This window comes from Streptomyces sp. NPDC104581, assembly GCF_055583685.1.
Genome location: NZ_JBVJNN010000014.1, coordinates 71,037 through 92,733, shown reverse-complemented (window position 1 = coordinate 92,733; position 21,697 = coordinate 71,037). Strand labels below are relative to the sequence as shown.

Here is a 21,697-nt window from a genome sequence, read left to right as displayed (position 1 = left end):
GCGCCGCCGCGTCGCGCCCACCCACCCCACGAAGAAGAAACCACCCCCCCCCCACCCCCCCCCCCCCCCCCCCCCCCCCCCCCCCCCCCCCCCCCCCGCTCGTGTGCGCCCGTGCCCGCGCCCGTGTCCATACTGAATGGATGATTCCGCGTACCGTGCCCGAGCGGTGCCGAAGAGAATGAGTGAGGTCGAGGACTGTGGTGGCCGAGCGGGACGAGGCGGAGGATCGTAAGCCCCCGTCCGACGAGGCGCACAGCGCCTTCACTCCGCCGTCCGGAATGGACCAGGTACCGGCGCCCGAGGAGGACAGCCCCACCTCGGAGTTCGCGGTTCCGCACGGGATGAGCGCGGAGAGCACGCAGGAGACCGATCGGTCGGCCTTCGATCCGCCGAGTACGTACCGCGCACGCCAGTCGCCCGCGGCGTTCACACCGGCGGAGGGTGTGCCGATCGTCCGGCTGACGAAGGAGGCGCCCTGGCAGGACCGGATGCGCACACTGCTGCGGATGCCGGTCGGGGACCGGCCGGTGGCGGAGATCGTGCAGCGGCACGACGAGGCCGGGCCCGCCGTACCGCGCGTGCTCGACCTGACGCTGCGTATCGGCGAGTTGCTCCTGGCGGGCGGCGAGGGGGCCGAGGACGTCGAGGCCGCGATGTTCGCCGTCAGCCGGGCGTACGGTCTCGACCGCTGCGAGCCGAACGTCACCTTCACGCTGCTGTCGATCTCCTACCAGCCGTCGCTGGTGGACGATCCGGTGACGGCCAGCCGGACCGTGCGCAGGCGGGGCACCGACTACACGCGGCTGTCCGCCGTCTACACCCTCGTCGACGACATCACCACCGAGGACACGGACATCACGCTGGAGGAGGCGTACCGGCGGCTGGCCGAGATCAGGCGTAACCGGCACCCCTATCCGGGGTGGGCGCTGACCGTCGCGAGCGGGCTGCTGGCCGGCTCCGCGTCGGTCCTGGTCGGTGGTGGTCTGATCGTGTTCGTCGCGGCGATGGTCGGCGCGATGCTCGGCGACCGGCTCGCGTGGCTGTGCGCGGGGCGCGGGATTCCGGAGTTCTACCAGTTCGTGGCCGCGGCGATGCCGCCGGCCGCGATGGGGGTCGCGCTGACCCTGGCCGCCTCGGCGGTGAACTGGGAGGGCAGGCCGTCCGCCGTGGTCACCGGTGGGCTCTTCGCGCTGCTGCCGGGGCGGGCCCTGGTGGCGGGTGTGCAGGACGGTCTGACCGGTTACTACATCACCGCCGCCGCGCGCCTGCTCGAAGTCATGTACTTCTTCATCGCGATCGTGGTGGGGGTGCTGATCGCGCTGTATCTGGGCGTCCAGCTCGACGCCCAGCTCGACCCCGACGCGGCGCTCCAGGCCGGGGAGGGGCGGCCGGTGCTCCAGATCTGCGCGGCCGTGACGCTGAGTTTCGCCTTCGCGATCCTGCTCCAGCAGGAACGATCCACCGTGCTGATGGTGGCCCTGAACGGGGGCGTGGCCTGGACGGTGTACGGGGCGATGCACGTCACCGGCGGGATCTCGCCGGTGGCGGCGACCGCGGTCGCCGCCGGTGTGGTGGGCCTCTTCGGGCAGTTGTTCTCGCGGTACCGGTTCGCGTCCGCGCTGCCGTACGTCACCGCGGCGATCGGACCGCTGCTGCCCGGCTCGGCGACGTACTTCGGTCTGCTCGGTCTCGCGCAGAACCATGTGGACGACGGGCTGGCCTCGCTCTCCCAGGCCGCGGCGCTGGCCATGGCGATCGCCATCGGGGTGAACTTCGGCGGCGAGATCTCCCGGCTGTTCCTGAAGGTGCCGGGAGCGGGCCGCGGGTCGAGCCGCCGCGCGGCCAAGCGGACACGCGGCTTCTGAGCCGGGCGGGGCGGGACCCCGGAACTCCCTGGGCCCCGCCCCGGCGGTCAGCGCCTGGCGTGGCGCCCGCCGCGCGGCGGGCCCTCCGGGTCGTCCGGGGAGGCAGGGGCCGGCGGGGCCGCGTACGGCCGGGGGGCGCCGTACTCGTCACGCGTGACGCGCAGCTGCTGGGTCTCGAAGTCCTGCGGTACCTGCGAGTGCTGCGGCGGGTAGGGCGCGTGCCGCGCGGGGTCCACAGGCTCGGCGGGCCCGGTGGCGGCGGCCTTCTTGGACTTGGAACGGGCCCGCATGAACTCGATCACGATCGGCAGCACGGAGAGCGCCACGATCAGGATGAGGATCATCTCGATGTTCTTGTGGACGAACTCGACCTTGCCCAGCGCGGCGCCGAGCAGGGTGACGCCCGCGCCCCAGAGCACGCCGCCGATGATGTTGTACGTGACGAACGCCCGGTAGTTCATACGGCTGACGCCCGCGATGATCGGCGTGAACGTCCGCACGATGGGCACGAAGCGGGCCAGCACCAGCGACTTGGGGCCGTACTTCTCGAAGAACTCGTGCGCCTTCTCCACGTTCTCCTGCTTGAAGAACCTGGAGTCGGGGCGCTTGAAGAGCGCCGGGCCGACCTTGCGGCCGAAGAGATAGCCGACCTGGTCGCCGATGATCGCCGCCAGCACGATCAGGACGCAGACGAGCCACAGCGGCCTGTCGAGCGTGCCGGACGTCACCAGGAGTCCGGTGGTGAAGAGAAGTGAGTCGCCCGGCAGGAAGAAGCCGATGAGCAGGCCGGATTCGGCGAACACGATGACCAGGACGCCGATCAGACCGAAGGTCCCGATCAGGTAGTCCGGGTCGAGCCAGCTCGGTCCGAGCGCAAGGGTTGTCACGAGGTCCGGGCTCCTGAGTCGATAGTCGGTCGATCTGTCGAAATCGGCCGTCGCTGCACCAGCGTCGTCCAACCGCCGTCGGCGATTGTCGGCTGCCCAAAGCTATCAACGCTCCACCCATGACTGAGGTTCCACCCGGCCCGCACGGTTCGCGACGGGCGGCGGCCTGCGACGCCACCTGGGGCGCGAGCCCTTCTCCATGGGGGGTTAAGCGGCATTTGTGCCACTACGGTATGCGCGTGGCCACTGACACCGCGTCCGCTTCCCCGGCACCGTCGGGGCGGACGCTTCTTCCGCTGATCGTCCCCTCCCTGGCCGTCGGTGTCGTCGCGAGTCTGGTGCTGCTCGGGGTGAGCGAGCTGGCCGGACTGCTCCAGGACGTGCTCTGGAAGGCGCTCCCCGACGCGCTGGGCATCGGCCGGCACTCCTCGCTCTGGATGATCGTGATCCTCACGGCGACGGGCCTCGCGGTGGGTCTCGTCGTACGGCAGGTACCCGGCCACGCGGGACCCGACCCGGCGACCACGGGGCTGGTCGACGCCCCGCTGCCGCCGGGGGTCGTGCCCGGTCTGCTGCTGGCCACCACTCTGGCACTGGCGGGCGGTGTGAGCCTCGGGCCGGAGAACCCGATCACCGCGGCCAACATCGCTCTCGCCGCCTGGCTCGGCGGCAGGGCCGCGCCCTCCGCCCCCGCGGCGCTCTGGCTCTCACTGGCCGCGGCCGGCACGATCGGGGCCCTCTTCGGCACCCCCGTGGCCGCGGCGCTGATCCTCACGGAGACGTTCGCGGCCCGGCCGGGGCCCGGTTCGCTCTGGGACAGACTCTTCGGGCCGCTCGTCGCGGCCGGGGCCGGTGGGCTCACGACCGTGCTGATCGACCGCCCCACCTTCGACCTGTCGCTCCCGGACGTCTCGGGCGGCCACTGGAGTGACGCGCTGGCCGCGATCGTGATCACACCGGTCGCCGCCGTCCTCGGCATGGCCGCCGTACTCGCCTTCCCGTACGTCCACAGGGCCTTCGACCGCCTCGGACGCCCCGTACTCGCCCTGACTGTCGGCGGACTGCTCCTCGGCCTCCTCGGGGCGCTCGGCGGTTACCTCACCCTCTTCAAGGGGCTGGACGAGGTGAAGACCCTGGCGTCCGACCCGGACGGCTGGTCGGCGGGACAGTTCGCCCTGATGTGCGGGGTGAAGGCGGTCGCTCTCGTGATCTCGTCGGCCTGCGGCTTCAGGGGCGGGCGGATCTTCCCGTCGATCTTCATCGGTGTCTCCCTCGGGCTGTTCGCCCACGCGCTCGTACCCGCCGTGCATCCGACCGTGGGGGTCGTCTGCGGTGTGCTCGGCGTGCTGCTCGCCATCACCCGGCAGGGATGGCTGAGCCTGTTCACCGCGGCCGTACTCGCGGCGGACCCGAATCTGCTGCCCCTGCTGTGCGTGGCCGTACTGCCCGCCTGGCTGCTGGTGACCGGGCGCCCGCAGATGCAGCTCGGCGAGGACGGCAAGGCCCTGCGGTGACGGGTGGCGATCGCTCCCCGGCGGACGGACCGGCGGACACCCGGCGAGCCGACTGACCGTTTTGTCCGTATCGTCGCGGCTGAGGTCCTTCTCCCCCGCAGCCCGACCACCGAGGTAGCCGCCATGCCCACGCCCGTGAACGTCGCCGTCGTCTTCTACTCCGCCACCGGCACCCTCACCACGATGGCCAGGGCCATGGCCGAGGACGCGGAGGCGGCGGGAGCGACCGTACGGCTCCGCAAGGTCGCCGAACTCGCCCCGCGGACGGCGATCGACGCCAACCCGGCCTGGGGCGCCAACATCGAGGCCACCGCCGACATCGCCGAGGTCACGCCCGACGACATGCGCTGGGCGGACGCCGTGGTCTTCGGCTCCCCCACCCGCTACGGGAACGTCTCGGCCCAGCTCAAGCAGTTCCTGGACACCCTCGGCGGCCTCTGGCAGGCGGGTGAACTCGCCGACAAGGTCTACAGCGGCTTCACCGCCTCCGCGACGACGCACGGCGGCCAGGAGACCACTCTGCTGGCGCTCTACAACACGATCCACCACTTCGGCGGCGTGCTCGTCACCCCCGGCTACACGCACGCGTCGAAGTTCGCCGACGGCAATCCGTACGGCACCTCGCACGTCTCCGGGCAGGGCGACCTCCCGGTGAACGAACAGACGCTGACGGCGGTCCGCGTCCAGGCCGAGCGGGTCGTGAAGTTCACCCGCGCCCTCAAGGACGGTCTCGCCGCCTGAACCGACGGACCACGGGAGAACAGGAGAGCCGATGCCACTCCAACACGGCACACAGGGCGCCGAGGGCAGTACGGGAGGCCCGTCGGACGATCCGGCGGACGGCCACTCCGAGCGGCTCAGGCTGTCGCTCAACCCCTTCTTCGGGGAGGCCGACCCGACCGGCGACATGACCTCCGCCCCGGCCACGCACCGGCTGCCCGACGGCCCCATGCCGCCGTCGACGGCCTACCAGCTCGTCCACGACGAGCTGATGCTGGACGGCAACTCCCGGCTCAACCTGGCCACCTTCGTCACCACCTGGATGGAGCGCCAGGCCGGCGTGCTGATGGCGGAGTGCCGGGACAAGAACATGATCGACAAGGACGAGTACCCGCGGACCGCCGAGCTGGAGCGGCGGTGCGTCACGATGCTCGCCGACCTCTGGAACGCCCCGGACCCGTCCGCCGCCGTCGGCTGCTCCACCACCGGCTCCAGCGAGGCGTGCATGCTCGCCGGGATGGCCCTCAAGCGCCGCTGGACCGCGAAGAACAAGGACCGCTATCCGGCCCGTGCCCGGCCCAATCTCGTGATGGGCGTCAACGTCCAGGTCTGCTGGGAGAAGTTCTGCAACTTCTGGGAGGTCGAGGCCCGTCTCGTCCCCATGGAGGGCGACCGCTTCCATCTCGACCCGAAGGCGGCGGCCGATCTCTGCGACGAGAACACCATCGGCGTCGTCGCCGTGCTCGGTTCGACCTTCGACGGCTCGTACGAACCCGTCGCCGAGCTGTGCGCCGCCCTCGACGCGCTCCAGGAGCGCACCGGCAGGGACATCCCCGTCCATGTCGACGGCGCCTCCGGCGCGATGGTCGCGCCCTTCCTCGACGAGGACCTGGTCTGGGACTTCCGGCTCCCGCGCGTCTCCTCGATCAACACCTCGGGGCACAAGTACGGCCTGGTCTACCCGGGTGTCGGCTGGGCGCTGTGGCGCACCTCGGCCGAACTGCCCGAGGAACTGGTCTTCCGCGTCAACTACCTGGGCGGGGAGATGCCCACCTTCGCGCTCAACTTCTCCCGGCCCGGCGCGCAGGTCGTCGCCCAGTACTACACATTCCTGCGGCTCGGCCGTGACGGCTACCGGGCCGTCCAGCAGACGGCGCGGGACGTGGCCCGGGGGCTCGCCGACGAGATCGGGGCGATCGACGACTTCCAGCTGCTCACCCACGGGAACGAGCTGCCCGTCTTCGCCTTCACCACCGCGCCCCATGTGAAGAACTTCGACGTCTTCGACGTCTCGCGGCGGCTCCGGGAGCACGGCTGGCTGATGCCCGCGTACACCTTCCCGGCCAACCGCGAGGACCTGTCCGTCCTCCGCGTGGTCTGCCGCAACGGATTCTCGGCCGACCTCGCCGCGATGCTGCTCGCCGACCTGCGGCTGCTGCTGCCGGAACTGCGCCGTCAGCCGCACCCGCTGGACCGGGACAGGTCGAGGGCGACGGCCTTCCACCACTGAGCGGCGTGCGCCCGTCGCGCGTCCGTACAAGAACCTGTGCGTGGATTCCCCCCGGGGTCCGCGGCGGGCCGACGCGTCGCGTACGGTTCGGCGTTCGCCGCCCGCGGACCCCGGAGGGTTCCGAGCCGGCCTCCGGTCAGCGGCTGAGCCCCCGGAACCGGCCGACCGCGAGGGGGAAGAACAGCGCGATCAGCGCGAGCGGCCACAGCACCGCCAGCAGGTGCGCGTGCTCCGCCGCCCACGAACCGCTCAACTGCCCCTCGATCCCGGACAGATCACGGACCGCGGTCGCCGTCGCCGACATCGGGTTCCATTCGACCGCCGCGCCCAGCCAGCCCGGCATGGACTCGGGCGTGGCGAAGGCGTTGGAGAAGAAACCGATCGGCCAGACCAGGATCTGCACCGCCTGCACCATCTCCGGCTTGCCCGCCACCATCGCGAGCTGGATACCGAGCCAGAGCATCGCGAACCGCAGCAGGAGCAGCAGCCCCACGGCCCCCAGCAGCGCGCCGGCTCCGCCGTTCCAGCGCCAGCCGACCGCGTAACCGACCCCGATCATCACCGCCAGGCTCAGCGCCGACTGGAACATGTCCGCGGTGCTCCGGCCGACCAGCACCGCCGAGGACGCCATCGGCATGGAACGGAACCGGTCGACGACCCCCTTGCCCAGATCCTGGGTGACGGCCAGCATCGTGGACTCCAGCCCGAAGGCCATGGTCAGCGCCAGCATCCCGGGAACGAGGAAGCCGATGTACTCGCCCTCGACCCCCCGCCCCGCTCCCATCAGATAGCCGAACATCAGCAGCAGCATCACCGGGAAGACCAGCCCGATGACCACCTGGACCGGCTGCCGGCGCCAGTGGGCCAGTTCACGCCGCGTCATCGTCCAGCAGTCGGTGAGCACCCAGGCGTTCGTCGTACTCATACGGCCTCCTTGGTACGTCGTGTCAGCCGCAGGAAGACCTCGTCCAGGGTCGGCCTGCGCACCCCGATGTCCTCCGCCTCGATTCCGGCCGCCTCCAGTTCCCGCACGGCCCTGGCCAGCGTCGCCATCCGGTCGGCGGCGGGGACGCTGACCAGCCGGCGCTCCTCGTCCACCGTCGCGTCGTCGCCGAACAGCCCTGCCACTGAGGCGAGTTGACCCGCGTCCGGCACGACGACGTCCACGCGGTCGCCACCGATCCTCGCCTTGAGCTGGTCGGCGGTCCCCTCGGCGACCACGCGTCCTTCGTCGACGACCGAGATCCGGTCCGCCAACTGGTCGGCCTCCTCCAGATACTGCGTGGTCAGCAGGACCGTCGTGCCTCCGCCGACCAGCGAGCGCACGGAGGCCCACACCTCGGCGCGCCCGCGCGGGTCGAGTCCCGTCGTCGGCTCGTCCAGGAAGAGCACGGCGGGATCGGTGATCAGCGAGGCCGCGAGGTCGAGCCGACGGCGCATCCCCCCGCTGTACTGCTTGACCGCCTTGCGTCCGGTGCCGGCGAGCCCGAAGCGCTCCAGGAGTTCGTCGGCGCGGGTCGCCGCCCGCCGGGAGCCCAGGTGGTACAGCCGCCCGAACATCTCCAGGTTCTGCCACCCGCTCAGTTCCTCGTCCACGGCCGCGTGCTGGCCGAGCAGCCCGATCCGCCGGCGCACCTCACGCGCCTGGGTACGGATGTCGTGCCCCGCGACCCGCACCACGCCCTCGTCGTGCCGCAGCAGCGTGGCCAGCACCCGGACCGCCGTCGTCTTGCCCGCTCCGTTCGGCCCGAGCACCCCGTGCACGGTGCCGCGCGCCGCCACCAGATCGAGCCCGTCGAGCGCGGACTTCTCGCCGTACCGCTTGCGTACGCCTTCCATGACGATCGCGTCCGTCGCGTCAGTCAATGCCTTCGCCTCCAGCCCCTCCACCGCGTAGTCAAACTTGACTACGATCGGAAAGGTAACCCCGGAGGGGGAGTTAGTCAAACTTGATTAGCGGAGTCGACCAGAGAGAACGGGCGCGTCAGTCGTCGTCGCCCTCCGCGGGCACACCCGTCGCGTACGGGTTCTCCTCGCCCTCGGCGAGCACCCCGAAGAAAGGCTCGCCCTCACCCGAGAAGACATAGGCGCCGGCCTCGATGCGCTTGATGAACCCGCGCGTCCACTCCGCCCCGGAGTCGGCCTGGCTGATCCACATGTTCATGATCTCGCCGATGTGCCCGAGCTGCTCCGGGCCGTCCTCCGGCGTGTAGTGCTCGGTCACCGCCGCCCGCCAGGTCTCGATCGCCCGCACGCGCTCCTTCAGCAGCTCGACGGCCTCCGGGCGCGGCAGATCGACGACGAAGCCGATACCGGCCGACAGCACGTCCATCTTCTGGTCGTACTCGACCAGGGCCTCACGCAGCAGCCGGAAGTACTCCGCGGTCCCGGCCTCCGTGAGCTCGTACTCCGTACGAGGCGGACCGCCGGCCGTGCTCGGCGCCACCTCGTGGGCCAGCAGCTCACCCTGCTTCGCCATCTGCTTCAGGGCGTGGTAGATCGAGCCCGGCTTGGCGTTCGACCACTCGTGCGCACCCCAGAACTCCAGGTCGTTGCGGATCTGATAGCCGTGCGCGCGGCCGTGCTGACGCACCGCGCCGAGCACCAGCAGCCGGATCGCTGACATCGCCGGTCCCTTCTATTCAACTTTGACTAGAGTACTCGTCATGACAGAGAAGACCATCCCGCTGCTCCCCTGCCGGACCATCCAACCCGTAGTCGACTTCTACTCGGCACTCGGCTTCGAGGTCACCTTCATACAGAAGAGTCCCTACGCGTACGCGGTGGTCGAGCGCGGCGACGTGGAGCTCCAGTTCTTCGGCATGAAGGCGTACGACCCCACCGAGTCGATCAGCGGCTGCTACGTGCTGACCGACGACGTCGACGGGCTGCACGGCGCCTTCCGCGCGGGGCTCAGATCGGCGTACGGGAGGATCCCGACCCGCGGGCTGCCCCGGATCGGGCCGGTGAAGGACATGTCCTACGGCGTGCGGCAGTTCCTCATGACGGACCCGGCCGGCAACAGCATCCGGATCGGGCAGCCGAACGACGCCGGGAGCGACGGACACCATCAGCCCGCGCCGAAGGAGCCGTACGCCCGCGCCCTGCACCTGGCGGTGCTCTTCGCGGACTCGAAGGAGGACCCGGGGGCAGCGGTGAGGGTCCTCGACCGTGCTCTGCGGGACGCCGACGCCCTCGGAGCGGCAGAGGGCGACAGCGTCCGTAAGGAGGGCGCGCCGCCGACCGCCGTACAGCTCTACCGGCTGCTGGTGCTGCGCGGCGATGTCGCCCACCGTCTGGACGAGACCGAGGAGGCACGCGGCTTCCTCGTCAGGGCCGCCGCCGTCGCGCTGACGGCCGCGGAGCGCACGGAGCTCGCCGACGACACGGCGCGGGCCGCGGAGCTGCTGGAGTCACTCCGGAACGCGGACCGGGACCAGGACCGGGACGGGGACGGCGGAACGGCCGGGGACCGTTAGAGGGGCGGTGACCGCCACCGCGACCGGCCGGTGCGCAGCGGGATCAGAACGGGAAGCGTGAGCGCCCGTACTGGACCGAGATCCACTTCTGCGACGTGAAGGCGGCGACCATCGACTCGGCGTTCAGCCACTCGGCCCCGGAGTGCTTCTCGCCGCCGAACGGCACGATCGGCTCGCTGTGCCCCGTGCCGTCGTTGATGTGGATCATGCCGGTGTTGATCCGCCGCGCCACTCGCACGCCCCGCTCGACATCGCCGGTGTGTATGGCGCCGCTGAGCCCGCACCGCGTGTCGTTGGCGATCCTGACCGCCTCGTCCACGCCGTCGAACGGCAGCAGGATCGCGACCGGGCCGAGTATCTCCTGGGTCAGCACGGGTGAGTCGGCGGCCAGATCGGTCAGCACGGTCGGGGAGACGAGATTGCCGTCGACCGTGCCGCGCACCAGCGCGGTCGCGCCGGCCTCGATGGTCTCCTCGACCAGCGCGCCCACGGCGTCGGCCTGCTGGGAGCTGATGAGCGGGCCTATGACCGTCCCGGGGTCGGCCGGGTCGCCGACCGTCAGCGTCCTGACCTTCGCGACGAACTTCTCGGTGAACTCCTTCTCGACCGACCGGGCCAGCAGGATGCGGTTCGCAGCCATGCAGACGGGGCCCTGGTACGCGTAGCGGCTGAAGACCGCCGCCTCGACCGCGTAGTCGACATCGGCGTCCGCGAGGACGATCAGGGCGCTGTTGCCGCCCAGGTCGAGCACGGAGCGCTTGAAGTTCTTGGCGCAGACGACGGCGACGTGCTGCCCCACCCGGGCGGAGCCGCTGAAGGAGATGACCTTCGGCACGGGGTGCTCGATCAGCGCGTCGTCGATCTCGGCGATGTCGGTGATGACGACGTTGAGCAGTCCGGCGGGCAGGCCCGCGTCCTCGAACACCTTGGCCACCAGGGATCCGCCGCAGATCGGCGTGTTCTGGTGCGGCTTCAGTACGACGGCGTTGCCGAGCGCCAGCGCCGGGGCGACCGACTTGAGCGAGAGCAGGAAGGGGAAGTTGAAGGGACTGATGACCCCGATGACACCGACGGGGGCGCGCTGGACGCGGTTCTCCGTGCCGTCCACGGGTGAGGGGAGGATGCGGCCTTCGGGGCGCAGCGTGAGCTGTACGGCCTCGCGCAGGAGCTCCTTGGCGAGTCGCAGCTCGAACGCCGCCTTCAGGCGCGTGCCGCCCAGTTCGGCGATGATCGCCTCGGTGATCTCGTCCTCGCGGTCCTCGACGATGCGCAGGGCACGCTCGAAGACGCCCCGCCTGGTGTACGGGTTGGTGTCGGCCCACGGCACCTGCGCGCGCTCGGCGGCTTGGTACGCCTGGTCCACCTCGTCGGCCGTGGCCACCGCGATCGACGCCAGTTTCTCCCCGTTGTAGGGATTGAAATCGATGATGTCCCACGAGCCACTGCCGGGCCGCCACTCGCCGTCGATGTACTGCTGGTCGAGTTCGGCGAAGAAGGACATGTGATCCCTAACCTCAGAACAGAGAACTGATGTCACGTCATCATACTTACGCGGAGTCAGAGTTAAGGGGCTTCGAGAACGTCCGATGCCTTTATTCCCAAGGCTTCGGCCGGTCGCGGTCGTTCAGGAGAGTTGCAGCAGACCCCTCAGCAGGTCACGGCTCTCGGCCGGGCCGAGGCTGTCCTCCTGGAGCCGTGTCATCACCCGCTCGTACTGGGTGACTTCCTCACGCTTGTCCAGATACAGCGCGCTGGTGAGCTGTTCCAGGTAGACGAGGTCGGAGAGATCTGACTCCGGGAAGCGCAGCATCGTGAAGGCGCCGCTCTCCCCCGCGTGCCCGCCGAAACTGAAGGGCATCACCTGGAGGGTGACCGTCGGGTGCTCGGAGACCTCGATGAGATGCGCCAGCTGACCGCGCATCACGGCCCGGTCCCCGTACGGCCTGCGCAGCGCCGCCTCGTCGAGCACCGCGTGGAACCGCGGGGCGCGCTCGGAGACGAGCACCTTCTGGCGCTCCTGGCGCAGTGCGACACGGCGGTCGATCTCGGCCTGGGGGGCGTTGGGCATCCCGCGCTCGACCACGGCGTGCGCGTACGCCTCGGTCTGCAACAGGCCGTGCACGAACTGGACTTCGTAGATGCGGATGAGCGAGGCGGCACCTTCGAGTCCGATGTACGTCTGGAACCAGCCGGGGAGTACGTCGCCGAAGCTCTGCCACCAGCCGGCGACGTTGGCCTCGCGGGCGAGACCGATCAGGGACCCCCTCTCCATCTCGTCGGCGACTCCGTAGAGCGTCAACAGGTCCTCGATGTCCCTGGACTTGAAACTCACCCGCCCCAACTCCATACGGCTGATCTTCGACTCGGACGCGCGGATCGAGTAACCGGCCGCCTCACGCGTGATGCCGCGCGACTCACGCAGCCGTCTCAGCTGCGAGCCAAGCAGTATGCGACGCACCACGGATCCGCCCGGTTCGACTGCGGTCACGTCTCCAACCCTCCCCATTACGGCCCATCTCCCACTATTTTTCCCTCGATGCCCTCGGAGTACCCCCGAACCCTGAGAGCCGGATTGTGCCATCAAACGCATCAGCCCGTACTCATTCGATTACAGAAATGGGAAGCCTTTGGGAAGAGCGAGAAAGTGGTCGACAGAAGAAATAATCCGGAACGGCACATCATGGGCCAAGTCGGGCGCGTGCACGTGCATCTGCCCTTGCATCTGCCCTGCGCATTGGGAACCATGGTCCTCGCCGCACCTGCGTGCTCGTTCGTGTTTGACGTGTTGTGACGCTGTACCACCGCAGTATCGCTACGGCCGCGAATCCCGGGGAGTGCCTCGCATGGGGACGAATGGATCGACCGTGCTCGAGCCGTTAAGGCAGGGGCTTCCGCCGATCGATCCCGCAGCCGTCTCCAGCTCCGCGTCGTGCGCTCTGCCCGCCCGCTACGAAGCGGTGCGCGGGGCGCGACAGTTCACCCGTACGACACTCTGCCAGTGGGAACTTGACGACCGGTTCGACGACGTCGCTCTGGTGGTCTCCGAACTCGTCACCAACGCGCTCCGGCACGCCCTCCCCTCGGACATCCCGCGCGAACCCCAGGAGCCGCCCGTACGGCTGCATCTGATGCGCTGGACGACCCGGCTGGTGTGCGCGGTACGGGATCCCAGTTACGCGAGCCCCACGGCCCGCGAGTCCGAGGAGGATTTCGCCGCGGAGTCGGGCAGGGGGCTGTTCCTGGTGGACTCGTTCAGCGACACGTGGGGCTGGCATCCGCTCGCGGGCTCGCTGCACGGCAAGGTGGTGTGGGCGCTGTTCCGGCTCCGGGCGGAGTGACAGCGGCGGTTCGACGGCTCCGAGAGCCCTGGAGACCCCTTGCGCGGATCCGGGAACCCTTGAAGGCCGGGCCGACGCGGACGGCGGACGCCGGGACTCAGGCCGTCAGATGATCGAATTCCCCGTCCTTCACACCCGCCAGCATGGCCACGATCTCGGCCCGGGTGTACACGAGGGCGGGCCCTTCGGGGTGGCGTGAATTCCGTACCGCCACACCCCCGCCGGGCAGTTTGGCGAACTCCACGCAGGAACCCTGCGAATTGCTGTGCCGGCTCTTCTGCCAGACCACTCCGTGAAGCTCGGTGGCCGCCATGCCGTTGTACGCGTGGTGCACAGGACGCTCCCCGAGTTGCAAGGTGCAGGTGTCAACTAGCTCGGATCATAGCTGTGTTCACATGCCAATGCATGAGCAGATGCACGTGCACGCGGGGTGTTCCCTTGACTACAGACTCACGAACAGAACGCCCCATTCAATGAGACGCGCGGAAAGCCCTTTCGGTGCCAAGTGTTCAGGTACTCGTCCGGAACTCGACGGCGGGGTCGCTCAGGGGCGCCCTGGTAGCTTGGCGCGGTCTCGGAACTGAAGGGGGACTTCGCCATGCGCAAGATCGCACGAACCAGCGTCGCCGCGGCCGGACTCGTCGTCGCACTCACTCTCACCGGCTGTGGCAGCGGTGACGGCGGTGACGACTCGGCCAAGGACAAGAACACCAGCTCGCCCGCGCCGGGCGAGCCCGACGCCGGCGGCGGTGAATCCACCCCCGCCGACGGCGCATCGGCCGACGGTCTGGAAGGCACCTGGGCGGGGACCACGGAGGGCAAGGCCGTCGCGCTGTCCGTCAAGGAGGGCAAGGCCGCGCTCATCGCGGGCGAGCACATCTGCCAGGGCGACGTCGAGGAGATGGGCGGCGAGCCGATGCTGTCGCTCAAGTGCGCCGACGGGAACACCGACCGCACCATGGGGTCGATCGACTCCAACGACGGGAAGACGCTGACGCTCTCCTGGGAGGGCGGCGCGAAGGACAGCCTCGCCAAGACCGAACCGGGCAAGCTGCCCGAGGGGCTGCCCACGGACATTCCGGCGCCCTGATGGAGACCGCTTTCTCCTCATAAAGAGGGCGTCCGGGTCCGCGATTCGGGCGCCCTCCTCATGAGGCGCCGCCGGGTGCGGGTCGACCCGGTCGGACTCCGGGACGGAGCCGGCGGCGCGGGCCGTCTCCGCCGTCGCCCCGCCCGCCTGTCCGCCCGTCGCCGGGCACGCGGGCCCGGTCGGCCGCCGCCGTGCCGTGCGCCCAGCCCTCGCCGTCGGTCACACCGCGCACCCTCGTACGCACCGTCTCGGGGAACATCCGCTCCGCGCGGTCGGCGACCGCCAGGTCCCGTGCGGCAAGGACGGGCAGCAGGCGCCCCTCCCCGTCCGCCGGTCGCGAGGCGCCGCCGTCACCGGCCGTCTCCGCGCCCGCCGCGTCGGCGGTCACCCGCTCCGCCGCGGCGGCCAGCCGTTCGCCGATCCGGTGGGCGTACGCCATGAGGAACGACTGCCGGAAAGTCTTCGTCCGCTTGCGGCCCGACGCCCGCTGGGCGGCCTCCGCACGGGTCATCGCCGCCGTTCCCTGGACGAGCAGCGAGGTGTACAGCAGCTCCACCACTTCGAGATCCGGCTCAAAACCGACCACGGTGGAGAAGCCGAAAACGCTGTTCCACACCGACTGGCAGCGGTTGGCGGACGCGACGGCGTCAAGGAGGATCGCCTTCGCCGTCTCGTACGGCGCGTCCACCCCGATCCGGCAGGCGGCCGGTACGTCGGCCCGGTGGGCGCGGTCGGCGAGCAGGGCCTCGTCGATGCTGTGCCGCGCCATCAACTCCTGGGCCTTGGCGCTCAGCGCCTCGGCCTCCTCGGGGAAGTCGGTGGCCTCGGCCTTGGCCAGCAGGGCGCGGATCCGGGCGAGCATGCGCGGCTCGCCACCGGCCACCGGGAGATGGACGGGGGTGCCGGGCACGGGTCCCACGGGTTCGATCCTGGGGAGCCCCACGAGCAGCCGGTAGAGCTCAAGGGCGGTGGTCGCGCAGGAGAAGCGGTCGGCGGAGCGGGGGGCGGCGCCGGCCCCGCGGCCGGCTTCGAGGTCCGCCGCGATCTCCGTGAGCTGGGAGTCCCAGCGCGGGGCCACCCGTTCGTACCGTGCCGCCTCGGCCGCGATCAGTTCGGCGGCCAGCCGGGTGTGCGCCTCGTCGAGGTCGCGGCGGACGAGCCGTACGACGTCGGCGGGCTGCCAGCCCCGCTCCCAGGCGCGGCGCAGGAACTGTTCGCCCCGGCCGCGCAGGTCCGTGTCGGCCGCCGGGTCGGCGGCGAGCAGCGAGGCACCGGTGTCCAGCCCCCTGCCACCGTCCGCCGCCGGGTCGGCGTAGAGCGCGGCGGCGAACGCGCCGTCGACCGTGCCTGGCGCAGTCGGCATGGAACCGTCTCCCCTTACCCCTTGATCGTCCCGGCCCCGGCCGTCGTGACGACGGGGCCGGGATCCATGGTCCCAGAACGCGAGTTATCCACAGGCTGTGCATATAGAAATACCGCGCGACCTGCGCGGTCCCGTTCTGTCCACAGGATGCGGCGGTCCCGCCACGCGATCCGGCATACCGGCCTAACGTGGTGGAACCGCGACGAGAGGACACGGGCACACATGGGTGAGAACAAGCGGCTGATGCTGGCCGGTGAGTGGTATCTGCCGGACGACCCGGAGCTGGAGGAGGCGACCCGGCGGCGGGCCGGCCTGTGCGCCGCGTACAACGGGACGGGCGGCGAGGGGATGCCCGACGCGGACGGGCGCGAGTGGATCCTGGGCGAGCTGCTGGGCTCGGTGGGTGAGGGCGTGCGGATCCGGCCGCCGTTCCACTGCGACTTCGGCACCTACATCAGCATCGGTGCCCGCACGTTCATCAACTTCGGCGCGGTCTTCCTCGACCCCGCGCCGATCACCGTGGGCTCGGACGTCCAGATCGGGCCGAACGTCCAACTGCTGACGCCGACCCATGAACTGGACACCGAGCGCCGCCGGGCCGGCTGGGAGCGGGCGGCACCCGTGACCATCGGCGACAACGTGTGGCTCGGCGGGGGCGTGATCGTCTGTCCCGGGGTGACGATCGGCGAGAACACGGTGGTGGGGGCGGGGTCCGTAGTCACGAAGGACCTCCCGGCCGGAGTGCTGGCGGTCGGCAGTCCGGCGCGGGTGATTCGCAAGCTGGAGTAGAGAAGCGTGCCCGTCGGGAGGGGGCGGGTCAGGGTTTGATGATCAACTTGCCGCGGGAGTGGCCCGACTCGCTCGCGGACTGGGCCTGGACCGCCGCGGCCAAGGGGTAGGTCTGCGCCACCAGGACGCGCAGCGTGCCCTCCGCCGCCAGCCGGGCCTGGTCGGCGAGACCCGCACGGCTCTCCTCGGGGGTCGAGCCGCCCGAGGAGAACGGCACCCCGTGCTCGGCGGCGGTCGGGTCGGCGATCGTGATGATCCGGTCCGTCGTGCCGCCGCGCAGGGTGATCGAGTCCGGCAGCGCGCCCTTGCCCGCCGTGTCGAAGACCGCGTCCACGCCCTGGGGCGCGACGGCGCGGACGCGCTCGACGAGGCCCTCGCCGTACGACACCGGGGTGGCGCCGATCAGCCTCACGTAATCGTGATTGGCCGGTGAGGCCGTGCCGACGACCGTCGCTCCGCGCGCGACCGCGAGCTGGACGGCCATCGATCCGACCGATCCGGCGGCGCCGTGCACCAGCAGGGTGTCGCCCTCCTTCACCGCCAGGTCGTCCAGCACCCGCCGTGCCGTCTCGCCGGCCACCGGCAGCGCGGCGGCCACGTCCCAGCTCAGCCCGGCGGGCTTGGGCACGACGTTGGTGGCCAGCGTGTACTGCGCGTAGGCGCCGTCGATGGACCAGCCGATGACCTCGTCCCCCACCGAGAGCCCGATGACGCCGTCGCCGATGGCGTCCACGACACCGGAGAACTCGCTGCCGGGGACCGAGGGGAACTCCGTCGGGAAGATCTCCGCCATCCAGCCCTTGCGGATCTTCACATCGGCCGGGTTGACCCCGGCCGCCCGGACGGACGCGCGGATCTGGCCCGGTCCCGGTTGCGGCTGCTCGATGTCCCTGAGCTGGAGCACTTCGGGGCCCCCGTACTCCTCGAAAACGATCGCCTGCATTGTCAGTCCTCCGTAGATGCGAGCCCGTCCGTCATCTCGATGTTCGCCGCGCGCGGCGGCGTCCGCCTCTCGAATGTTCCGCCCGGGTCAGTTCCGCCCCCGTCCCGTTGTCAGACCCTGCTGCCAGACTCGGACGCGTGATCGGACGGTGGGCCCTGGCCCCGGCGGAGGGTGGCGGCGCCTGGCTCGTGCCGCTCGGCGCCGACGCGCGCCCCGCCGGCGCGGTGCTGCGCGAGCCCGATCTCGTGGATGCGGTCCGGGCCCGGCTGCCCGAGGTCACGCGGTGGGTGTGGCGGTCCACCGCCGAGCTGGCGCCCCGGCTGCTGGCGGCCGGGGTCCGGGTCGAGCGGTGTTACGACATCGAGGCGGCGGAGCTGCTGCTGCTCGGCCACGAGGGGCGTCTCGGGGAGCCCCGGTCGGCCGCCGCCGCCCTGGCCCGGCTGCGGCGGGGCCCCGTACCGCCCGATCCGCCGCAGCGCGCCGCCGAGCCCGGCTCGCAGTCCTCGCTCTTCGAGCCACGGGCGGGCGCGGACGTGCCGTTCGACGGGCTGCTGGAGGTGTACGCGGAGCAGCAGCGCAGACATGACGCGGCGGACGAGCCGGGCCGGCTGCGGCTGCTGACCGCCTCGGAGTCGGCGGGGATGCTGGTGGCGGCCGAGATGCACGCGGCGGGTCTGCCGTGGCGGGCGGACGTACACCGTGCCCTGCTGGACGAGTTGCTGGGCGAGCGGTACGCGGGCGGGGGCGAGCCACGGCGGCTTGCGGAGCTGGCCGAGGAGGTCTCGGCGGCGTTCGGGCGGCGGGTGCGGCCCGATCTGCCGGCGGACGTGGTGAAGGCGTTCACGCGGGCCGGGTTCCAGGTGAAGTCGACGCGGCGGTGGGAGCTGGAGGAGATCGACCACCCGGCGGTGGCCCCGCTGATCGAGTACAAGAAGCTGTACCGCATCTGGACGGCGCACGGCTGGAGCTGGCTCCAGGACTGGGTGCGCGACGGGCGCTTCCGCCCGGAGTACCTGCCGGGCGGTACGGTCTCCGGCCGCTGGACGACCAACGGCGGCGGGGCGCTCCAGATCCCCCGCGTGATACGGGGAGCGGTCGTCGCCGACGAGGGCTGGCGGCTGGTCGTGGCGGACGCCGACCAGATGGAGCCGCGCGTCCTCGCCGCGATCTCGCGCGACCGGGGGCTGATGGAGGTCGCCGGGCATGACGACGATCTGTACAAGGTGCTGTCGGACCGGGCGTTCTCCGGCGACCGGGCGCAGGCGAAGCTCGCGCTGCTGGGCGCGATCTACGGACAGACGTCGGGGGACGGCCTGAAGAATCTGGCCGCCCTGCGAAGACGGTTCCCGCGCGCCGTCGCGTATGTCGACGACGCGGCGCGCGCCGGCGAGGAGGGGCGGCTCGTACGGACGTGGCTGGGCCGGACGAGCCCGCCGGCGGCCGGTTCGGAGGACGGCGGCGAGGCGGGTATCCCGCAGGAGTCCGCCGAAACGGCGGTGGGCGACGGTGAGTTCACACCGGGGTACGCGTCGACGAACGCACGCGCGCGTGGCCGCTTCACGCGGAACTTCGTGGTGCAGGGCAGCGCGGCCGACTGGGCGCTGCTGATGCTGGCGGCCCTGCGGAGCGCGACCGCCGGAATGCGGGCGGAGCTGGTCTTCTTCCAGCACGACGAGGTGATCGTGCACTGTCCCCATGAGGAGGCGGCGGACGTGGCGGTGGCGATCCGTGAGGCCGGTGAGCTGGCGGGCCGCATCGCCTTCGGGCGGACGCCGGTGCGGTTTCCGTTCACGACTGTCACGGTGGAGCGGTACTCGGACGCCAAGTGAGGCGGGAGTCGCGCGGGCGTCCGGAGGGGGTGCGGCGGCAGAAGGGTGGCTCGGCGCCCGGCGTGCGCTTACGATCCCCGGTGGGCATCGCGCGTCGGTCACCGGCCGGGTGAGGCGTGGAGGTTCCCGTGAGATGCCTCTGGAGGCATTCCACCGTGTCATCAGTACAGTTGAATCACACGATCGTGCACGCCCGCGACAACCGGGCTTCCGCCGAATTCCTGGCGAACATCCTGGATCTGGAGATCGGCACCGAATGGGGCCCCTTCATTCCGGTGGCCACCGCGAACGGCGTCACTCTGGACTTCGCGACCGTCGATGAGAAGTCCATCGCACCGCAGCATTACGCGTTCCTCGTGCCCGAGGGCGATTTCGACGGAATCTTCGGGCGCATCAGGGACGCGGGGGTCGATTTCTTCGGCGATCCGCACGGCAAGCTCCCGGGTCGGATCAACCACAACCACGGCGGCCGGGGCGTGTATTTCCTCGATCCGTCGGGCCACTACCTCGAAGTGATCACACAGCCGTACGACAACGTCGTGGATGTCGCGGACGTCGCGGAAGTCGTCGACGCGGTGGACGGAGCGGACGGAGCGGACGCCGTTTCGGACGTGGCCACGTGATCCCGACCGCGTAGTCCCGACCGGGTGGCTCGCGGTGGGTGACACCGTCCCGACTCAGCACTGAGCCGGCGAAATCGGGGGCTCCGGACGGACCGAGAGGTCCTCCGGGGTCCCCAACTCCCGCCCCCTCGGACGGAATCAGCGGCGCCCCACCAGGAACTCCGCCGCCGCCACGCCGGAGACGCGCGTCGCGCCATGGGTGACCAGATGAACGGCGCCGCGGGCCGCGCCGTTCGGTACGCCCATCTCCACGACCACCGCGTCCGGCCGGCTGCCCAGCAGCCGCGCCATCGCCGCCGACATCCAGCCGTGCCGCGCCGCGTCGCGCACCACGACGACCAGCGAACGCTCGGCGGCCGGGTCGAGGCCCTTGCGGTCCAGCAGATCGCCGGATTCCCGCAGATCGGCCTCGGTCAGCCGGACGGAGGTGGTGCCCGGCAGCAGATCGCTCAGCGGGGCCGCCACGCCCCATGGCGTCTGTCCGTCGACGGCCAGGTTCATCGTCGGTGACAGCTCCACCACATGGGGCGCGCCGACGAGCGGAAGCACCGTTCCCCGGTCGCGCCCGCCGCCCCCGCCGCCCTCGCCCGGGCCGCCGTTCCCGCTCCGCCCGGTCAGCACGCGCAGCGCGCGCCTGGCGGCGACCAGGCCGATGTCGGACGCGACGTCGTCGGTGGCCACGGCGCGCATGCGGCTGCCCGACCAGGCCGCGAACTCGGCGACCCGCGCGGCCGCTTCACTGATCCGCGCCTCGGGCAGCGTGCCGTCGAGCACGGATCGCACGAGTGCGCCCGCGAGCAGGTCGAAGGTGGCCTCCCCGGCGTGCTCGCCACCGACGCAGACGGCGTCGGCGCCGCCCTTGACGGCCCGCACGGTGGCGCCGTCGATGCCGTAGCGGGCGGTGACCGCGCTCATCTCGATGCCGTCCGTCACCACCAGGCCGTCGAAGCCCAGTTCGCCGCGGAGCAGATCCACGAGGATGCGGGGGCTGAGCGTGGCCGGCAGTTCGGGGTCGTACGCGGGCGCGAGCAGATGCGCGGTCATCACCACGCGTACGCCCGCCTCCATGGCGGCGACGAACGGCGGCAGGGCGGTGGCGGCGATCTCCTCGGCGCTGGCCGAGACCTGCGGCAGACCGTGGTGGGAGTCGACCGAGGTGTCCCCGTGGCCGGGGAAGTGCTTGGCGCAGGCGGCGACGCCGGCCGACTGGAGCCCGCGGACCCAGGCCGCGGTGTGCCGGGAGACGACATCCGTACGGGCGCCGAAGGAGCGGGCGCCGATGACCGGGTTGAGGGGGTTGGAGTTGACGTCGGCGCTGGGCGCGTAGTTGAGGGAGACACCGGCGGCGTGGAGTTCGCGCCCGATGTCCCGGGCGACGGACTCCGTCAGATCCACGTCGTCCACGGCGCCGAGCGCGAGATTGCCGGGGCGGGAGGCACCCGTCCAGGCTTCGAGCCGGGTGACGTCGCCGGCCTCCTCGTCGATGGCGATGACGAGATCGCGGTTCTCCGCGCGCAGATCGGCGGTGAGGCGGGCGACCTGACCGGGGTCGACGATGTTCCGGCCGAAGAGGACGACGGAGGTGAGACCACCGCCCGCGATCCCGCGGCGGACCCAGTCGGGCACGGTCGTGCCCACAAATCCGGGTTGGAGCGTGTTCTCGGCGAGACGCGTCAGTCGGTGGTGGCGGCTGCTCGGCTCCATGCGGGTCCTTTCGAAGGCGCATCGCTCGGCCGGCTCAGCGAAC

General features: G+C 71.0%; 20 protein-coding genes. 10 read left to right on the top strand and 10 right to left on the bottom strand.

The features are described 5' to 3' along the window. The first annotated feature begins 197 nt into the window (after positions 1–197). Positions 198–1,865: a threonine/serine exporter family protein gene (locus ACZ61E_RS14300; RefSeq protein WP_469699997.1), complete on the top strand. Its 1,668-nt coding sequence runs from the start codon at positions 198–200 to the stop codon at positions 1,863–1,865. A gap of 47 nt (positions 1,866–1,912) precedes the next feature. On the opposite strand, the gene ACZ61E_RS14295 is transcribed toward ACZ61E_RS14300, so the two are convergent. Next, positions 1,913–2,752: a DedA family protein gene (locus ACZ61E_RS14295; protein ID WP_469699941.1), complete on the bottom strand. Its 840-nt coding sequence runs from the start codon at positions 2,750–2,752 to the stop codon at positions 1,913–1,915. Positions 2,753–2,991: 239 nt separating this feature from the next. Between ACZ61E_RS14295 and ACZ61E_RS14290 the strand changes: the two genes are divergently transcribed. The 3 genes from ACZ61E_RS14290 (at position 2,992) to ACZ61E_RS14280 (ending at position 6,496) form a co-directional block, all read left to right on the top strand. Beyond that, positions 2,992–4,266, top strand: coding sequence for an ion channel protein (locus ACZ61E_RS14290; RefSeq protein ID WP_469699940.1), 1,275 nt, complete (start codon positions 2,992–2,994; stop codon positions 4,264–4,266). 123 nt (positions 4,267–4,389) lie between these two features. Beyond that, a complete protein-coding gene (wrbA, locus tag ACZ61E_RS14285) occupies positions 4,390–5,007 on the top strand; it encodes an NAD(P)H:quinone oxidoreductase (RefSeq protein ID WP_469699939.1) in 618 nt (205 codons plus the stop codon). A 31-nt stretch (positions 5,008–5,038) separates the two neighbouring features. Next, positions 5,039–6,496, top strand: a complete 1,458-nt coding sequence (locus tag ACZ61E_RS14280) for a glutamate decarboxylase (RefSeq protein ID WP_469699938.1) — start codon at positions 5,039–5,041, stop codon at positions 6,494–6,496. 136 nt (positions 6,497–6,632) lie between these two features. Here the strand turns inward: ACZ61E_RS14280 and ACZ61E_RS14275 are convergent, their stop codons facing one another. The 3 genes from ACZ61E_RS14275 to ACZ61E_RS14265 form a co-directional block, all read right to left on the bottom strand. Beyond that, positions 6,633–7,421 (bottom strand): ABC transporter permease, encoded by a 789-nt coding sequence (locus ACZ61E_RS14275; RefSeq protein WP_469699937.1) that lies wholly within the window; start codon positions 7,419–7,421, stop codon positions 6,633–6,635. Next, entirely contained in the window at positions 7,418–8,335 is a 918-nt protein-coding gene (locus tag ACZ61E_RS14270; RefSeq protein WP_469699996.1) for an ATP-binding cassette domain-containing protein, read from the bottom strand. The genes ACZ61E_RS14275 and ACZ61E_RS14270 overlap by 4 nt, the downstream gene beginning before the upstream one ends. 145 nt (positions 8,336–8,480) lie before the next feature. Further along, positions 8,481–9,122 (bottom strand): PadR family transcriptional regulator, encoded by a 642-nt coding sequence (locus ACZ61E_RS14265; RefSeq protein WP_469699936.1) that lies wholly within the window; start codon positions 9,120–9,122, stop codon positions 8,481–8,483. Positions 9,123–9,162: 40 nt separating this feature from the next. Here ACZ61E_RS14265 and ACZ61E_RS14260 point away from each other — a divergent pair, with 40 nt between their 5' ends. Beyond that, complete coding sequence (locus ACZ61E_RS14260; protein ID WP_469699935.1) at positions 9,163–9,975, top strand: bleomycin resistance protein; 813 nt, start codon at positions 9,163–9,165, stop codon at positions 9,973–9,975. A 43-nt stretch (positions 9,976–10,018) separates the two neighbouring features. Here ACZ61E_RS14260 and ACZ61E_RS14255 read toward each other — a convergent pair whose 3' ends face one another. Together ACZ61E_RS14255 and ACZ61E_RS14250 are read right to left on the bottom strand one after the other, a co-directional pair. Next, positions 10,019–11,476, bottom strand: coding sequence for an aldehyde dehydrogenase family protein (locus ACZ61E_RS14255; RefSeq protein WP_469699934.1), 1,458 nt, complete (start codon positions 11,474–11,476; stop codon positions 10,019–10,021). Positions 11,477–11,599: 123 nt separating this feature from the next. Further along, positions 11,600–12,481, bottom strand: coding sequence for a helix-turn-helix domain-containing protein (locus ACZ61E_RS14250; protein ID WP_469699933.1), 882 nt, complete (start codon positions 12,479–12,481; stop codon positions 11,600–11,602). Between the two features lie 337 nt (positions 12,482–12,818). Here ACZ61E_RS14250 and ACZ61E_RS14245 point away from each other — a divergent pair, with 337 nt between their 5' ends. Then, positions 12,819–13,313, top strand: a complete 495-nt coding sequence (locus ACZ61E_RS14245) for an ATP-binding protein (protein ID WP_469699932.1) — start codon at positions 12,819–12,821, stop codon at positions 13,311–13,313. 97 nt (positions 13,314–13,410) lie between these two features. On the opposite strand, the gene ACZ61E_RS14240 is transcribed toward ACZ61E_RS14245, so the two are convergent. Next, positions 13,411–13,647 (bottom strand): DUF397 domain-containing protein, encoded by a 237-nt coding sequence (locus ACZ61E_RS14240; RefSeq protein WP_031230206.1) that lies wholly within the window; start codon positions 13,645–13,647, stop codon positions 13,411–13,413. Positions 13,648–13,911: 264 nt separating this feature from the next. Between ACZ61E_RS14240 and ACZ61E_RS14235 the strand changes: the two genes are divergently transcribed. Beyond that, a complete protein-coding gene (locus ACZ61E_RS14235; protein WP_469699931.1) occupies positions 13,912–14,403 on the top strand; it encodes a hypothetical protein in 492 nt (163 codons plus the stop codon). A gap of 58 nt (positions 14,404–14,461) precedes the next feature. Here ACZ61E_RS14235 and ACZ61E_RS14230 read toward each other — a convergent pair whose 3' ends face one another. Continuing rightward, positions 14,462–15,766, bottom strand: coding sequence for a DUF2786 domain-containing protein (locus tag ACZ61E_RS14230; protein WP_469699930.1), 1,305 nt, complete (start codon positions 15,764–15,766; stop codon positions 14,462–14,464). A 222-nt stretch (positions 15,767–15,988) separates the two neighbouring features. On the opposite strand from ACZ61E_RS14230, the gene ACZ61E_RS14225 reads away from it, so the two are divergent. Continuing rightward, positions 15,989–16,555 carry a sugar O-acetyltransferase gene (locus ACZ61E_RS14225; RefSeq protein ID WP_469699929.1) on the top strand — a complete coding sequence of 189 codons (567 nt, stop codon included), beginning with the start codon at positions 15,989–15,991 and terminating at the stop codon, positions 16,553–16,555. A 28-nt stretch (positions 16,556–16,583) separates the two neighbouring features. Here the strand turns inward: ACZ61E_RS14225 and ACZ61E_RS14220 are convergent, their stop codons facing one another. Beyond that, positions 16,584–17,498, bottom strand: a complete 915-nt coding sequence (locus ACZ61E_RS14220; RefSeq protein WP_469699928.1) for an NADP-dependent oxidoreductase — start codon at positions 17,496–17,498, stop codon at positions 16,584–16,586. Between the two features lie 137 nt (positions 17,499–17,635). Here ACZ61E_RS14220 and ACZ61E_RS14215 point away from each other — a divergent pair, with 137 nt between their 5' ends. Together ACZ61E_RS14215 and ACZ61E_RS14210 are read left to right on the top strand one after the other, a co-directional pair. Beyond that, entirely contained in the window at positions 17,636–19,327 is a 1,692-nt protein-coding gene (locus ACZ61E_RS14215; RefSeq protein ID WP_469699927.1) for a bifunctional 3'-5' exonuclease/DNA polymerase, read from the top strand. A gap of 170 nt (positions 19,328–19,497) precedes the next feature. Continuing rightward, positions 19,498–19,950, top strand: a complete 453-nt coding sequence (locus tag ACZ61E_RS14210; protein ID WP_469699926.1) for a VOC family protein — start codon at positions 19,498–19,500, stop codon at positions 19,948–19,950. A 138-nt stretch (positions 19,951–20,088) separates the two neighbouring features. On the opposite strand, the gene ACZ61E_RS14205 is transcribed toward ACZ61E_RS14210, so the two are convergent. Further along, positions 20,089–21,654 carry a glycoside hydrolase family 3 protein gene (locus ACZ61E_RS14205; protein WP_469699925.1) on the bottom strand — a complete coding sequence of 522 codons (1,566 nt, stop codon included), beginning with the start codon at positions 21,652–21,654 and terminating at the stop codon, positions 20,089–20,091. Between the last annotated feature and the right edge of the window lie 43 nt (positions 21,655–21,697).

What these genes read in the sequence shown, in the direction of transcription:
- wrbA (WP_469699939.1), top strand. Translation starts at nt 4,390, where the DNA reads ATGCCCACGCCCGTGAACGTCGCCGTCGTCTTCTACTCCGCCACCGGC.
- ACZ61E_RS14280 (WP_469699938.1), top strand. Translation starts at nt 5,039, where the DNA reads ATGCCACTCCAACACGGCACACAGGGCGCCGAGGGCAGTACGGGAGGC.
- ACZ61E_RS14275 (WP_469699937.1), bottom strand. Translation starts at nt 7,421, where the DNA reads ATGAGTACGACGAACGCCTGGGTGCTCACCGACTGCTGGACGATGACG.
- ACZ61E_RS14270 (WP_469699996.1), bottom strand. Translation starts at nt 8,335, where the DNA reads ATGGAAGGCGTACGCAAGCGGTACGGCGAGAAGTCCGCGCTCGACGGG.
- ACZ61E_RS14265 (WP_469699936.1), bottom strand. Translation starts at nt 9,122, where the DNA reads ATGTCAGCGATCCGGCTGCTGGTGCTCGGCGCGGTGCGTCAGCACGGC.
- ACZ61E_RS14260 (WP_469699935.1), top strand. Translation starts at nt 9,163, where the DNA reads ATGACAGAGAAGACCATCCCGCTGCTCCCCTGCCGGACCATCCAACCC.
- ACZ61E_RS14255 (WP_469699934.1), bottom strand. Translation starts at nt 11,476, where the DNA reads ATGTCCTTCTTCGCCGAACTCGACCAGCAGTACATCGACGGCGAGTGG.
- ACZ61E_RS14250 (WP_469699933.1), bottom strand. Translation starts at nt 12,481, where the DNA reads ATGGGGAGGGTTGGAGACGTGACCGCAGTCGAACCGGGCGGATCCGTG.
- ACZ61E_RS14245 (WP_469699932.1), top strand. Translation starts at nt 12,819, where the DNA reads ATGGGGACGAATGGATCGACCGTGCTCGAGCCGTTAAGGCAGGGGCTT.
- ACZ61E_RS14235 (WP_469699931.1), top strand. Translation starts at nt 13,912, where the DNA reads ATGCGCAAGATCGCACGAACCAGCGTCGCCGCGGCCGGACTCGTCGTC.
- ACZ61E_RS14230 (WP_469699930.1), bottom strand. Translation starts at nt 15,766, where the DNA reads ATGCCGACTGCGCCAGGCACGGTCGACGGCGCGTTCGCCGCCGCGCTC.
- ACZ61E_RS14225 (WP_469699929.1), top strand. Translation starts at nt 15,989, where the DNA reads ATGGGTGAGAACAAGCGGCTGATGCTGGCCGGTGAGTGGTATCTGCCG.
- ACZ61E_RS14220 (WP_469699928.1), bottom strand. Translation starts at nt 17,498, where the DNA reads ATGCAGGCGATCGTTTTCGAGGAGTACGGGGGCCCCGAAGTGCTCCAG.
- ACZ61E_RS14205 (WP_469699925.1), bottom strand. Translation starts at nt 21,654, where the DNA reads ATGGAGCCGAGCAGCCGCCACCACCGACTGACGCGTCTCGCCGAGAAC.